12 protein-coding genes are annotated in these 12,741 nt (G+C 68.3%); 7 read left to right on the top strand and 5 right to left on the bottom strand.

The features are described 5' to 3' along the window. Nucleotides 1–11 precede the first annotated feature (11 nt). From creD to BCEP18194_RS27315, 5 genes are all read right to left on the bottom strand, one after another. The gene (gene creD / locus BCEP18194_RS27335) at nucleotides 12–1,403 is read right to left on the bottom strand and encodes a cell envelope integrity protein CreD (RefSeq protein ID WP_011354521.1); all 1,392 of its coding nucleotides are present in this window, start codon (nucleotides 1,401–1,403) and stop codon (nucleotides 12–14) included. Nucleotides 1,404–1,507: 104 nt separating this feature from the next. Next, complete coding sequence (creC, locus tag BCEP18194_RS27330) at nucleotides 1,508–2,959, bottom strand: two-component system sensor histidine kinase CreC (protein ID WP_011354520.1); 1,452 nt, start codon at nucleotides 2,957–2,959, stop codon at nucleotides 1,508–1,510. A gap of 15 nt (nucleotides 2,960–2,974) precedes the next feature. Next, entirely contained in the window at nucleotides 2,975–3,685 is a 711-nt protein-coding gene (creB, locus tag BCEP18194_RS27325) for a two-component system response regulator CreB (RefSeq protein WP_011354519.1), read from the bottom strand. A gap of 85 nt (nucleotides 3,686–3,770) precedes the next feature. After that, the gene (locus BCEP18194_RS27320; protein ID WP_011354518.1) at nucleotides 3,771–4,484 is read right to left on the bottom strand and encodes an SDR family NAD(P)-dependent oxidoreductase; all 714 of its coding nucleotides are present in this window, start codon (nucleotides 4,482–4,484) and stop codon (nucleotides 3,771–3,773) included. Nucleotides 4,485–4,590: 106 nt separating this feature from the next. Continuing rightward, complete coding sequence (locus tag BCEP18194_RS27315; protein ID WP_011354517.1) at nucleotides 4,591–5,499, bottom strand: sterol desaturase family protein; 909 nt, start codon at nucleotides 5,497–5,499, stop codon at nucleotides 4,591–4,593. A gap of 1,318 nt (nucleotides 5,500–6,817) precedes the next feature. Between BCEP18194_RS27315 and BCEP18194_RS27310 the strand changes: the two genes are divergently transcribed. From BCEP18194_RS27310 to BCEP18194_RS27285, 7 genes are all read left to right on the top strand, one after another. After that, nucleotides 6,818–7,897 carry a hypothetical protein gene (locus BCEP18194_RS27310; protein ID WP_011354516.1) on the top strand — a complete coding sequence of 360 codons (1,080 nt, stop codon included), beginning with the start codon at nucleotides 6,818–6,820 and terminating at the stop codon, nucleotides 7,895–7,897. 99 nt (nucleotides 7,898–7,996) lie between these two features. After that, complete coding sequence (locus BCEP18194_RS27305; RefSeq protein WP_095211908.1) at nucleotides 7,997–8,302, top strand: EF-hand domain-containing protein; 306 nt, start codon at nucleotides 7,997–7,999, stop codon at nucleotides 8,300–8,302. Between the two features lie 44 nt (nucleotides 8,303–8,346). Beyond that, complete coding sequence (locus BCEP18194_RS27300) at nucleotides 8,347–9,060, top strand: response regulator (protein WP_041493228.1); 714 nt, start codon at nucleotides 8,347–8,349, stop codon at nucleotides 9,058–9,060. After that, on the top strand, nucleotides 9,060–10,406 hold the full coding sequence (locus BCEP18194_RS27295) for an ATP-binding protein (protein ID WP_011354514.1): 1,347 nt from the start codon (nucleotides 9,060–9,062) through the stop codon (nucleotides 10,404–10,406). Before BCEP18194_RS27300 ends, BCEP18194_RS27295 begins: the two co-directional genes overlap by 1 nt. Before the next feature lie 4 nt (nucleotides 10,407–10,410). Beyond that, nucleotides 10,411–10,677, top strand: a complete 267-nt coding sequence (locus BCEP18194_RS40255; RefSeq protein WP_081436661.1) for a hypothetical protein — start codon at nucleotides 10,411–10,413, stop codon at nucleotides 10,675–10,677. Between the two features lie 259 nt (nucleotides 10,678–10,936). Next, nucleotides 10,937–11,704: a DUF4410 domain-containing protein gene (locus BCEP18194_RS27290; protein ID WP_011354513.1), complete on the top strand. Its 768-nt coding sequence runs from the start codon at nucleotides 10,937–10,939 to the stop codon at nucleotides 11,702–11,704. Between the two features lie 163 nt (nucleotides 11,705–11,867). Further along, nucleotides 11,868–12,560 carry a dihydrodipicolinate reductase gene (locus BCEP18194_RS27285; RefSeq protein WP_041493227.1) on the top strand — a complete coding sequence of 231 codons (693 nt, stop codon included), beginning with the start codon at nucleotides 11,868–11,870 and terminating at the stop codon, nucleotides 12,558–12,560. Nucleotides 12,561–12,741 lie beyond the last annotated feature (181 nt).

The raw sequence follows: 12,741 nt of genomic DNA, 5'->3' as shown, positions 1-12,741 counted from the left end.
CACCCGCGCGCTTACTTCGCCTGCGCGCCCGGCTTCGCGGCGCCCGCACCCGCCTTGTCGGCCAGCGGCTGCCACGCGGCACCGAGCGAATACCAGTCGACGCGGCGCGTGAGCGTCATGATGCCGGCGAGGATCGCGAACAGCAGCAGCGAACCGAGCATCAGCGCGTTGTCTTCCGACAGCAGCAACCCGTAGAGCGCCGCGTAGAGCACCGCGAGCAGCACCGCGAACACCGCCCCGCGCTTCACGCTGTGCAGCACGAACGACAGGTAGAAGGCGAGCAACCCGATGCATGCGCCGCTTGCCGCGAGATACGCATACGCGAACTTGATGTGTTCGGACAGGCTCAGCAGCAACAGGAAGAACAGCGCGAGCGACAGGCCGACCAGCGTGTACTGGATCGGGTGAATACGCAGCCGCTTCACGAGTTCGTACATGAAGAAGCTGGCGAACGTGAGCATCACGAACAGCGCGCCGTACTTTGTCGCGCGTTCGGCCTGCAGATAGACGTTCACGGGTTCGATCACCGACACCGACGCCATTTCGATCGCCCCTTCCCCGTTGCCCGACGTGATCTGTTCACGCGCCTTCGTGTTGAACGACGTCACGCGCCAGTTGCCGGTGAAGCCGCGCGCATCGACCGTGCGGTTGTTCGGCAGGAACGCGCCGTCGAAACTCGGATGCGGCCACGTCGATTTCAGCGAGAAATCGTTCTGGTCGCCCACCGGCGCGAACGCGACGGAATCCGCACCGCGCAGCGGCAGGTCGACGCTGAACGGCACGACCGCCCCCGCGTTTGCATCGCCCAACGCCGCGAGATCGACGTTCGCGTGCACACCCTGGCGCAGGCTGTCCAGCCGGGTGCCCTGCTCGACGTCGAAGCGCGCGCCGCCGATACGCAGGTCAGGCTGCGCGGTCAGCCCGCGAATGTCGCCGATGCCGATCGAGACATAAGCCTCGTCGATCTTGAAGCTCACGTGGCCGTCCGCCTGCGGCAGCTTCTTCAGGTCCGGCAACGGCAGCGTGCCGGTCATCCGGCTGGCCAGCTCGTACACCAGCGCCTTGTGGATGCCGCGATAGCGGACGCTGGTCGTCAGCGTGCCGTCGACGTTCAGCGTCTTCGGAAACACGAGCAGACGCTTCGTCTCGCTTCGCAGGCTCGTCTTGGCCACGCGGCCGGCCGGTGCATCGTCGCGCACGCGCGTGATTTCCGTGTAGTGCACGACGAGCACGGGGCCCGCCACCGTCTGCGGCCCCGCATAGCTCGACCAGATGCTCTGCAGCGCATCCCGGCGATAGGCGGAGCGTTCCTGCACGATGCTTTGCACCATCTGCAGCGGGATCAGGATCAGCAGCGCGAGAAACGCGGTGATCGCGAATTTGAACAACAGGACTCGATTCATGGCCGACAAGTACCGGAGTAAAAGGGTACGGTCAGCATGAGCAGCCCCGGTGAAGGGCGATTGAAGCCGGTGTGAAGCGAATGTGTGGCGAACGTGAAGCGCGCTCAGCCCGCCGACGGCAGCGTGAGTGTCGCGCACGCGCCGCCGTCGTCGCGGTTCGCGAGCGCGACCTGGCCGCGATGCAGCATCGCGACTTCGCGGACGAAGCACAGCCCGAGGCCCGTGCTGCGATCCTGCCCGTCGGGGCGCGGTAGCGAATAGAAGCGCTCGAACACGCGCGCCAGTGCGTAGTCGGGCACGCCGGGGCCGTCGTCGGCAACCCGCACCACGGCGACGTGCGCCTTGCCCGCCGGCTGCCGTTCGAGCGCGATGCGGATCGTGCTGCCCCGCGGCGCGAAATCCAGCGCGTTGTCGAGCAGGTTGCCGAGCGCCTGGCGCAACAGGAACGGATCGCCTTCGACGACCGCGGGGTCGGCCGCGTCGTGTGCGTCGATCGCGAGGTTCACGCCGCGCTGCCGCGCGCGCGGCTCGATATCGTCGACGAGCTGTTCGAGCACCGGCCGCAACGCGACCGGTTCGCGCACCGACAGGCGCTGCTTCTGCTCGACTTCAGCAAGCGCGAGCAGCTTGCGGATCATCTGTTCGAGACGGCCGGCCTGGCGGCGAATGTTCTCGGTGAAGCGCCGGCGGTTCGCGACCGGCATCTCCTCCTGCAGCAGTTCGGCCGCGCCGCTGATCGCCGCCAGCGGGCTTTTCATCTCGTGCGTGAGCGTGTGGATGTAGGTCTCGACGTACTGTCGATCCTCCAGCCGCTGATGCATGCTTTCCACCGCGCGCCCGAGCTCGGCCAGTTCGCTCGCGCCCTGCAGCGGCATGTCGGCCCGCTCGCCCGCCGCGATCGCGCGCGCATAGCGCTGCAGGCGCCGCAGCCCGACCACCAGCCACCACGTGCAGGCCACGCCGATCAGGATCGCGCCGCCCATCAGCAGCGCGCCGTACAGCATGATCTTGCGCTGGCTGCGCGCAATGAACGGCGCGACCGTCTGGTTCGGTTTCGCGATCGTCAGCACGCCGATGATCTCGTTGCCGCGACGGATCGGCGCCGCCACGTGCATCACGGTGCTGCTGTCGTCGTTCGGATCGCTGCGCGTGCTGCGCGCGCCGTATTCGCCGCGCAGCGTCCGGTACACGTCGTTCCAGCGCGAATAGTCCTGCCCGACCGCTTTCCCGGACGAGTCGTAGCGCACGATGCCATGCGCGTCGGTGATGTAGAGACGGTAGCCGATCGTGTTCTTTTGCACACCCCACACGTTCGCGCTGATCGGGCGTTCGTGCAGATTCGAGAGCTGCCGCGCGAACACGCCGTCGGCGATATGGCCGTTCGCCATGTCGGCGGCGGCCAGCGTCGCGAGCACTTGCGCGGTATCGACGAGCGTGTCCTCCATCGCCTCGCGCACGCCCGGCTTCACCTCCTGCACGAACACGCGCAGCGTGATCAGCGCGGCCAGGCCGACGATCAGGAAAAAACCGAAGAAGATGCGCAGGCCGATATGCATGGACGGTGCCGGTCGTTACGGTTGCAGCGAATAACCCATCCCGCGATGCGTGCGGATCGGGTCGCGTTCGGGGTCGATCGCGCGCAGCTTCGCACGCAACGTCTTGATGTGCGTGTCGACCGTGCGGTCGGCCGAATCGAATGCCTCGTGCCACACGAGGTCCATCAACTGTTCGCGCGAATAGATGCGCCCCGGATGGCGCACCAACAGCGCCAGCAGTCCGAATTCGTAGCGCGTGAGGTCGAGTGCGTGGCCGAGCCACGACACGCGCGCGCCGTCGGTGTCGAGTGTGAAGCCCGGTGCGATGGTCGCGGCCGGGGCGGGTGCAGGCGCGAGGGGCGATTCGGGGGCGGCCGTCCGGTAGAAACGCCGCAGGATCACGCGCACCCGCGCCGCCAGCTCGCGCGGCGAAAACGGCTTGATCACGTAATCGTCGGCGCCGATTTCGAGCCCGACGATCCGGTCGATTTCATCGTGCCGCGCAGTGAGGAAGATCACCGGCACGTCGGAGAACGTGCGCAGCCGCCGGCACACTTCGAAGCCGCTGAGATCCGGCAGGCCGACGTCGAGCGCCACGAGATCGAAGCGCGTGTCGCGCAGATGATCGAGCGCCGCCTGCCCGAGCGTGCAGTGGACGGTCTGCATGCCGTCGGTGCCGAGGGCGTAGATGATCGTGTCCGCGATCGCCACTTCATCTTCGACGATCAGGATATTGGGTTGATGCATGGTCTCAGGCTGGGCTCGCGCAATCCGGTGCGACATTGTACGCACGGCCGGCCGCGGCGCGAGCCCCTGCCCTTGCCCCGCCGCGCTATGCCACGCGGCCGGTTACCGGAATCGACGCGCCGGTGATCGCCTGCGCGTCGGCCGACAGCAGGAAGGCGATCGTCGCCGCGATCTGCTCCGGCTTCACCCAGCGCGTGAAATCCGCGTCCGGCATGTCCGCGCGGTTCGGCGGCGTATCGATGATGCTCGGCAGGATCGCGTTCACCGTCACGCCACGGTCGAGCAGTTCGGCCGCCAGCGCCTCGGTGAGCCGCGCGACGCCGGCCTTCGCGGCCGCGTACGCGCCCATCCCCGTGCCGGCCTTGAACGCCGCGCCCGCGCCGATGTTGACGATGCGCCCGACCGGGTTCGCCAGCAGGTGCGGCAGCGCGGCCTTCGACGCGTTCAGCGCGGTCTTCACGTTCAGTTCGTACATGCGGTCCCACGTGGCGGCGTCGCCGTCGGCGATCGTCTGCCACACGAACGCACCCGCGATGTTCAGCAGCGCATCGACCCGGCCGAATTCGCGCTGCACGGTATCGAGCGCCTGCGCGGCGGCCTGCGGATCGACGAGATCGATGCCGCCGATGCGCAGCGCGTCGGCCGGCACGCCGGGCAGCGCCTGCGCCGCCGGGGCCGCGCCGCGGCCGATCAGCGCGACGCGTGCGCCCCGCTCGCCGAGCCACGCGGCCGTCGCGACGCCCAGATGGCCGAATCCGCCGGTGATCGCGACTGCCTTGCCTTTGAGATCGTGTTCCATCGATGTTTTCTCCTGGATCGAGGGTTGCTTGTTGATGCGTGTTGCATGAGTCATGCCGGCCGCGGCATGCGTGCGCGGCCGGCAATGCGCCACAGCGTAGCGCCGTTCACGCATCCGTGCGCACGGCGACGAGGCTGCGACGGCGCAATTCCTCCGTCGTTTCGCCCTGGTTGTCCGGGCGCCAGCCCGGCGGCAGCATCACGAAACGGATCGCGGTCCACACGTCGCGGGCCGTGGCGACGTCGCGGGCCAGGCTCGCCCAGTGCTCGAGCTCGACGACGAACGGATTGCGCGAGCGGGTCGGCGTGACGAGGCCGAAACGGCACGGCTCGTCGGCGCGTTCGGCGACATAGGTGCCGAACAGGCGATCGAACACGACCAGCACGCCGCCGTAGTTCGCATCGAGATAGTCGAGGTTCGATGCGTGGTGCACCCGGTGCGCAGACGGCGTGTTGAACACGTATTCGAACCAGCCGAGCTTCGGGATCCACGTGTTGTGCAGCCAGAACTGGTACATCAGGTTGAACGACAGGATCGCGAGCACGGCTTCCGGACGCACGCCGAGCCATACCAGCGGCGTGAAGAACATCGCGGCGCCGGCGATCTTGCCGGTCCAGCCGAGGCGAAACGCGGACGACAGCGTCAACTGGTTCGGCGAATGATGCACCGCATGGGTCGACCAGAAGAAGCGCACGCGGTGCGACGCGCGGTGATACCAGTAGTAGCAGAACTCCTGGCCGACGAACACGAGCAGCCCGAGCGCGACGCTGTGGAGCGGGATCGTGAAGAGCCGGTGCGCCCACGCGAGGTCGAACAGCGGCGTGGCGAGCGACAGCGGCACCAGCGCGAGCAGCTTGCGGCCCGCGAGATCGGCGAGCGACAGCCATACCTCGTTCCAGTCGAACGGTTCGGGACCGCGGGCGCGGCGCCAGGTGAGCACGACCGCCTCGACGAGCGAGACGGCGACGACGAAGAGCGTGACGTAGTACGCGAGCTTTCCTGTAGTGGTGAGCATGATGGGCCTTTCCTCCGGTTGAGTCGGACGCGTCATCGGCTGCACGGGCTGCCATCGCGTCGAATGGAACGCACTGTAGTGGGCGCGGAATGGAAAGACCACGCGGGAAATGTGTCGCGGTATGTCGCGGAGCGTGGCGGTCAGGTGGTGCGTGACAGGCGCAGGTGCTTGTGGGCTGGAGCTTGGGCGGTTTGTTGACGCGCGGATGTGTGTCCGGCGGTAAATGTGTCGCCGCATGTCGCGGGGGAAGGCGTTCAAGCGGTGCCTGCCGTGCGCGGGCGCTTGTGGACAGGAGCGTGGCCGGTTTGTTGACGCGCGGATGCGTGTCCGGCGGGAAATGTGTCGCCGCAAGTCGCGGGCAAAAGTGTTCAAGCGGTACCTGCCGTGCGCGGGCGCTTGTGGACCGGAGCGTGGCCGGTTTGTTGACGCGCGGATGTGTGTCCGGCGGGAAATGTGTCGCCGCATGTCGCGGGCGAACGCGTTCAAGCGGTGCCTGCCGTGCGCGGGCGCTGGTGGACTTGAGCGTGGCCGGTTTGTTGACGCGCGGATGTGAGTCCGGCGGGAAATGTGTCGCCGCAAGTCGCGGGCAAAGGTGTTCAAGCGGTGCCTGCCGTGCGCGGGCGCTGGTGGACTTGAGCGTGGCCGGTTTGGGGCTGTTCCTACGTGTGTCCGGCCGGAGATTTGTTTCAGCATGCCGAGGCGGAAGGCGTTCCGGTGGTGCATGGCGGGCACGGACACTTGCAGACAGGAGCGTGGCCGGTTCGTGGCTGCAGGTACGCAAGTCCGGCGGTAAATGTGTCGCCCGTGACGAATCCGGTCGACGGTGCACACAACATGACACGGGCCGACAGATAAGCCCTGCGCGACAGGTGAACACTGTCGTTACCAATCGGAAGGAAATCGATTCTTCGGATGGTTGGCGACGGCGGCTCACTGTTACGGAGTAGGCTGTTCCAATCGCATGTGGCGTACCGCATGCGTTCAATTCGCATGACGCGGCTCGACACAAAACACGCATGAATCGGCCGGCAAATATGTCGCCGCATGTCGCCGCGACACACATTCGCGCTGCGCACGACATGCTCCGCACTCGTGCCACGGCACCCCGCCGTCCCGCGACCGCATCGCCAACAGCCTTCCCTGGCGCGGCATGCCCGCGATCGGCGCGGCCGACGCACGCATTCGTCGTACCTCGAAACGGCAGGCCACGTGTAACACCGCGACATCTTTTATGACGCGACGGGCGCGTGTCATCGCCCTAAAGTTCGTCCCGTCGCCACGCCACTGCGTGCACCGAAACGAACCGCAAGGACACCCGATGAAAACCCGCTTCCTCGTCACCGCCGCCGCCCTCACCTTCGCCTGCGCACCGGCCTTCGCCGGCTGGGCCGGCCACGGCACCGCCTACACGCCGCGCGGCACCTACAACGGCGCGCATGCCGGCTCGTGCGGCGGCGGCAGCTGCTCGCATGCGGGTGGCGTGATCGGCCCCGCCGGCGGTATCGCGACCAACACGGGCACCGTCACGCGCACCGCGCCCGGCCAGTTCTCGAACAGCGGCACGGCCGTCGGCCCGAATGGGCGCTCGGTCGAACACAGCGGCGACACGAGCTGCGCGGGCGGCACCTGCTCGCACACCGGGTCGCTGACGGGCTCCGACGGCCACAGCGCAACGACGTCGGGCAGCGTGACGCGCAACGGCCCGGGCCAGTATTCGTCGAGCGGCACGATCACGGGCGCGAACGGCAACACGGCCAGCCACACGGCATCGACGAATTGTGCAGGCTCGACCTGCTCGCGCTCGGGCACCGTGACGGGCACCGACGGCGGAACCGTCACGCATTCCGGCAGCGCGACGCGCGTGGCGCCGGGTGTCGTGACGACGTCGGGCGGCTCGACGGTCGTCCACGGCGGCACGGTCTCGACCGGCGGCACGACCGTGATCCACGGCAGCACGACGGCAGGCGGCGCGGTCGTCGTGGCCGGCGGGACGGTGCCGGTTCCTGTCCCGGTGCCCGTCGTGGCGACCCCGCCTGCCGCAGTGTTCGTGACGGCCCCGCCGCCCGTCGCCACCGTCGCTGTCGCGGCACCGGCGCCCGCACCGGCCGCCGTCGTGGTCACGCCCCCGCCGCCTCCGCCCGCCGCAATCGTCGTCACGCCGCCGCCCCCGCCGAAGGTCGTGCGTGTTGCGCCGCCGAAGGCTGTCGTGGTCACGCCCGCACCGCGCGTCGTCTACGTTGCGCCCCCGCCGCCGAAGGTCCTGTACCTCGCGCCGCCGCTGCCGCGCTCGGTGTACGTCGCCCCGCGCGCCGTGTATGTCGCTCACCCGCCGCGCGCCGTCATCTGGGTGCCCGCCCACTGGGCCGGCCGCGTGTGGGTGCCGGCGCACTGGGCGTAACCCGGCGCCGCGGCGTTCCGCTTCGTTTCGTTTCGTTTTCCATCCGTTTCATCAACCACCCGGCCGGCGCAGACCGTCGGCCACGCAAGGAGAAACCCCATGAAGTCCATCAAGAAGATGATTGCCGTCGTCGTTTTGTGTATCGTCTCAGCAGCAGCGTCGGCCCAGCAGGTGCCGCCCGGCACGGCGAACGGCGGTGCACGCGTCGAACGCGCGCTGATGCAATTGCAGACCCGCTTCGCCAGCGCGAACACGACGCACGACGGCAAGCTCACCCGCGAGCAGGCCGCCGCGGGCATGCCGATGGTCGCGCAGCATTTCGACGAAATCGACACGCAGCACAACGGCTACGTCACGCTCGAGCAGCTCGCCGGTTTCATGCGCCAGCGCATGGCGGCCCGTTGAACCCGCACGACAATCCGGCCGCGCACGGCACCGGGAGGCAAGCGATGGAACAGTCCTGCAGGATCGTCGTGCTCGACGATGAAGCCGAGTTGCGCAACATGCTGCAGCGCTTCCTGACCGGCCATGGCTTCCAGGTGCGCGCGGTCGCCGACGGCAAGCGGCTCGACCGCCTGCTGCAGCGCGAACCGTACGATCTGCTGGTGCTCGACCTGATGATGGAGCCCGAGGACGGCCTGAGCGTGTGCCGGCGCCTGCGCGCCGAAGGCCAGACGCTGCCGATCCTGATGCTCACCGCGAAAGGCGACGCCGCGGACAAGGTCGTCGGCCTCGAGACGGGCGCCGACGATTACCTGGCGAAGCCGTTTCTCCCCGACGAACTCGTGGCCCGCGTGCGTGCGCTGCTGCGGCGGCAGAAGATGGCGGCCGGCGAGCCGACGGTCACGTCGCAGCGGTTGCGTTTCGGCGCATTCACGTTCGACGTTGGCCAGCAGACGCTGATGCGCGACGGCACGCCCGTAGAAATCCACTCAGCACAGATGCTGCTGTTGCATGCACTCGGCTCGTCGCCGAACCGCGCGGTGAGCCGCGAGAACCTGCTCGCCCGCGCGCGCGGCCGCGACCATGCCGCACTCGACCGCAGTGTCGACGTGCAGATCCTGCGGCTGCGCCAGATCGTCGAGGACGATCCCGGCAAGCCGCGCTTCATCAAGACCGTCTGGGGCATCGGCTACATGCTGGTGGCCGGCGTCGATTCGTGATGCGCATCCCGCTGCCGCGCTCGCTGCTTGCGCGCAACATCGCGCTGCTGGTGGCGCTCGTCGCGCTGTCGCTCGCCTGTTCGCTCACCGTGCTGCTGCACTACGTGCAGCGCCCGCGCATCGAGCGGGCCTCGATCGTCTTTTCCGACTATGTGAAGCTGCTCGACCGCACGCTCGCCAGCCTGCCGCCGGATGCTGGCGGCACGGTCATCGCGCAGTTCGGCGGCCAGGCCGCGCTGCCGCCCGCCACACCGCCGCAAGCGCCGAACCTGGCGGCCTTCTTCCGCACCTGGCAGCGCGACGTGTTCATGCAGGCGCTCGAACGCCACCTGCCGCCTGACCTTCCGGCGCGCTGGCAATCGGGCGACGACGAACGCCTGTGGATCCGGCTGCATGTGGCCGGCTCGCCGGTGTGGGTGCCGCTGCCGATGGCCGCCGACGCGCAGGCGAGCGGCATCACGACAGCGCTCGTGCTGTCGGTCGGGCTGGCGCTGCTCGCGGCGCTGACCGGCTACCTGATCCAGCTCCACCTGAACCGGCCGCTCGACGCGCTGGCGCGCGCGGCGCAGCGCGTCAGCGCGGGCGAACGCCCGCCGCCGCTGCCCACCGACGGCCCGACCGAAATCGCCGACGTGAGCCGCGCGTTCAACCAGATGGCCGACGCGCTGCAACAGGCGGAAGCGACCCGCTCGCTGATGCTGGCCGGCGTGTCGCACGACATCCGCACGCCGCTCACCAAGCTGCGCCTGGCGATCGCGATGGCGCTGCCGCGCGGCACGCACGACGCGCTCACCACGTCGACCGAACATTACCTGGACCAGATCGATACGATCCTGCAGCAATTCATGGACTACGCGGGCAGCGGTGAGCGAGAAACGCCGCAAACCGGCGACCTGAATGCGCTGATCGGCCAGCTCGTCGCGGATTTCGCGGGGCTCGGCCACGAATTCGACTTCGACGAAGGCGAGGTGCCCGCGTTCGCATTCCGTCCGATCAGCCTGATGCGGCTGCTGATGAACCTGATGCAGAACGCGGTCGTCTACGGCCGGACGGGCCTCGGCGTGCGCACTTGGACCGAACGCGGCATCGCGTATGCGGTGGTCAGCGATCGCGGCAACGGTATCGGCGCGGCTGAACTCGAACGGCTCAAGGCGCCGTTCAGCCGCGGGGCGAACGCGCGCAGCCATGCGGGCGGCACGGGCCTCGGACTCGCGATCGTCGAGCGGATCGCCCGCCTGCACGGCGGCTCGCTGACGTTCCGCGACCGCGATGGCGGCGGGCTGGAGGCCGTCGTCGCGTTGCCGCTCGATGCGTCGGGAGCGGTGCGGCGGTCGCTGTCGGCGTGATGGGTTGTTTGCCTTCGGGTTTCTGGTTTCTGGTTTCTGGTTTCTGGTTTCTGGTTTCTGGTTTCTGGTTTCTGGTTTCTGGCTTCTGGTTTCTGGCTTCTGGCTTCTGGCTTCTGGCTTCTGGCTTCTGGCTTCTGCCGCCTGCCGCCTGCCGCCTGCCGCCTGCCGCCTGCCGCCTGCCGCCTGCCGCCTGCCGCCTGTAGTGTGCCGTTTGGCCTTCTGGCCTTCTGGCCTTCTGGCCTTCTGGCCTTCTGACCGTCTGACCGTCTGACCGTCTGACCGTCTGACCGTCGATCGATTATCTGCCTCGCAGCCCCACGGCCGCACGTATCCGCGCGCAGCGGCATGTGACATGCGCCGACATAATTCCTGCGTGGCGTATCACGCCTGACCTCCGCATACTTGCGCCTGCGTGTTGCGCAACGGCATGAAACCTCTCCCCAGCCAGCGATCACGCCCCGCTTCCGATCGTTCGCGTTCCTGAATGCCGCGACAGTATCGGCAACTTCACCCAGGCCACGGAGATCGACATGTTTTCTTCCCTTCACGCACTTGCTGCCCACACCAAACGTCTGACCAGTGTCGCGCTGATCGCCGGCACCCTCGCGATGACCGGCTGCGCATCGACCGCGACCACGTCCATGACCGCCGCGCCGACCGCCCACACGCAGCCGCAGGTTCGTGCGGACGTCGTCTATGTGTCCCCGTTCGATGTGGACACGACTGACGTCAAGGTCGACGGCGGGATGATCAGCAAGATTGCGACCCTCGCGAAAGGCTCGTCCGCTGACGTACAGCGCCAGCAGAGCGCGCTGAAGACCCGCGAGCAGCTCGCCGACGCCCTCGTGCGCGAACTCCGGTCGCAAGGCATCCCCGCGCTACGCGGCCCGGTGCCCGACGGACGCGACGCGCTGGTCGTCGAAGGCCGGTTCGAGTCGATCGACGCCGGCAACCGCCGCCGCCGCACGCTGATCGGGCTCGGCGCGGGCAAGAGCGAAGTGAAGGCATCGGTCACCGTGCTGTTCCAGCCGGCGCATGGCGCGCCGCAGCCGCTTGGCACGTTCTCGTCCAGCGCGAACAGCGGCCATCTGCCCGGCATGGTGGAAACCGCCGGGGTCGGCGCGGCGGCCGGCCGCCTCGCGACGTCGGCGGCGGTTGGCGCCGGCCTGCATGGCGTGTCGGAAGTGAAGCACGACACGGTGGCATCCGATACGGACCGCCTCGCGCGCTCGATCGCGAAACAACTCGCGACGCAAAACGCGGCAAATGCGTGGCTGCCGACTGTGTCGGCAAGCTGACGCACCGGGCCGCCCGCCTGCGAGGCCCGGCGGGCACGCAGGCGGCCAGCCGGGCATAATGCGCGAGGCCGCTCCGGCGCCACGCGCCGCGACCGTGCCGAGGCACCCGACGACGGCCCGCGCCGCGCCCGTCCCGATTCCTGAACTTCAACCCGTCAATTCCATGCAAGTACTCGTCGTAGGAACCGGCAAGCTGGCCAGCGAGCTGCTCGACGCACACCGGCTCGACCCGGCCACCTGCCGCGTGATCCCCTGGTCGGACAGCGCGCGCAACGATGCGCAGCGTAGCGAGGCCCGAACGATCGTCGTGCACGCCGGTTCCGGCCGCGAACTCGCTGACGTCATCGCGTTCTGCGAGGCCACCGGATCGCCACTCGTCGAGCTGTCGACCGGCTCCGAGCTCGAAACCGGCTCGCACGCGTTCCCGGTCGTGCTGTGTCCGAACACGAACATCCTGATGCTCAAGTTCATGAGCATGCTGGAAACCAGCGGCCACCTGTTTCATGACTGCCGGATCAGCCTGACCGAGTCGCACCAGACCGGCAAGACGTCTGTCCCCGGCACGGCCGTCGGGATCGGCCAATCGCTCGGCGTGCGGCCGGAAGACATCCGCTCCGTGCGCGACCCGGACGTACAGCGCAGCGAATTCGCGGTCGCCGACGACCAGCTCGGCCGCCACGCGATTCACCGGATCCGCATCGACGACGGTGCGTGCAGCCTGCAGTTCGAATCGCGCGTGGCGGGCGCGACGCCTTACGCGGACGGTGTGTCGCGCATCGTCGACGCCGTTCGGCAGCATGATCTCGAGCACCGCCGCTATTCGATCGTCGAGTTCATCCGCAACGGCTGGCTGTAGTCGCGGCGATACGCGGCGGGCGGCACTTGTGCGCAGCGACGCCGACGTTTTTCGCGCAACGCAAGAAGAGGTGCGGTGCTGATCTCCGTAGATGTCGTCTACCGCCCGATCCGCAAGATCCGGGCAGCCATGAATCTCGCCGCCCGGCACCTGACTTCCCGCACGGCCGGCGGCCAAGATC

The sequence above is a fragment of the Burkholderia lata genome (assembly GCF_000012945.1).
GTDB lineage: Bacteria > Pseudomonadota > Gammaproteobacteria > Burkholderiales > Burkholderiaceae > Burkholderia > Burkholderia lata.
Note: the sequence above shows the minus strand (reverse complement) of the source record. Positions and strands in the feature narration are given on the sequence as shown.

Coding starts and splice junctions, on each gene's coding strand:
- creD (WP_011354521.1), bottom strand. CDS start 1,403: ATGAATCGAGTCCTGTTGTTCAAATTCGCGATCACCGCGTTTCTCGCG.
- creC (WP_011354520.1), bottom strand. CDS start 2,959: ATGCATATCGGCCTGCGCATCTTCTTCGGTTTTTTCCTGATCGTCGGC.
- creB (WP_011354519.1), bottom strand. CDS start 3,685: ATGCATCAACCCAATATCCTGATCGTCGAAGATGAAGTGGCGATCGCG.
- BCEP18194_RS27320 (WP_011354518.1), bottom strand. CDS start 4,484: ATGGAACACGATCTCAAAGGCAAGGCAGTCGCGATCACCGGCGGATTC.
- BCEP18194_RS27315 (WP_011354517.1), bottom strand. CDS start 5,499: ATGCTCACCACTACAGGAAAGCTCGCGTACTACGTCACGCTCTTCGTC.
- BCEP18194_RS27310 (WP_011354516.1), top strand. CDS start 6,818: ATGAAAACCCGCTTCCTCGTCACCGCCGCCGCCCTCACCTTCGCCTGC.
- BCEP18194_RS27305 (WP_095211908.1), top strand. CDS start 7,997: ATGAAGTCCATCAAGAAGATGATTGCCGTCGTCGTTTTGTGTATCGTC.
- BCEP18194_RS27300 (WP_041493228.1), top strand. CDS start 8,347: ATGGAACAGTCCTGCAGGATCGTCGTGCTCGACGATGAAGCCGAGTTG.
- BCEP18194_RS27295 (WP_011354514.1), top strand. CDS start 9,060: ATGCGCATCCCGCTGCCGCGCTCGCTGCTTGCGCGCAACATCGCGCTG.
- BCEP18194_RS27290 (WP_011354513.1), top strand. CDS start 10,937: ATGTTTTCTTCCCTTCACGCACTTGCTGCCCACACCAAACGTCTGACC.
- BCEP18194_RS27285 (WP_041493227.1), top strand. CDS start 11,868: ATGCAAGTACTCGTCGTAGGAACCGGCAAGCTGGCCAGCGAGCTGCTC.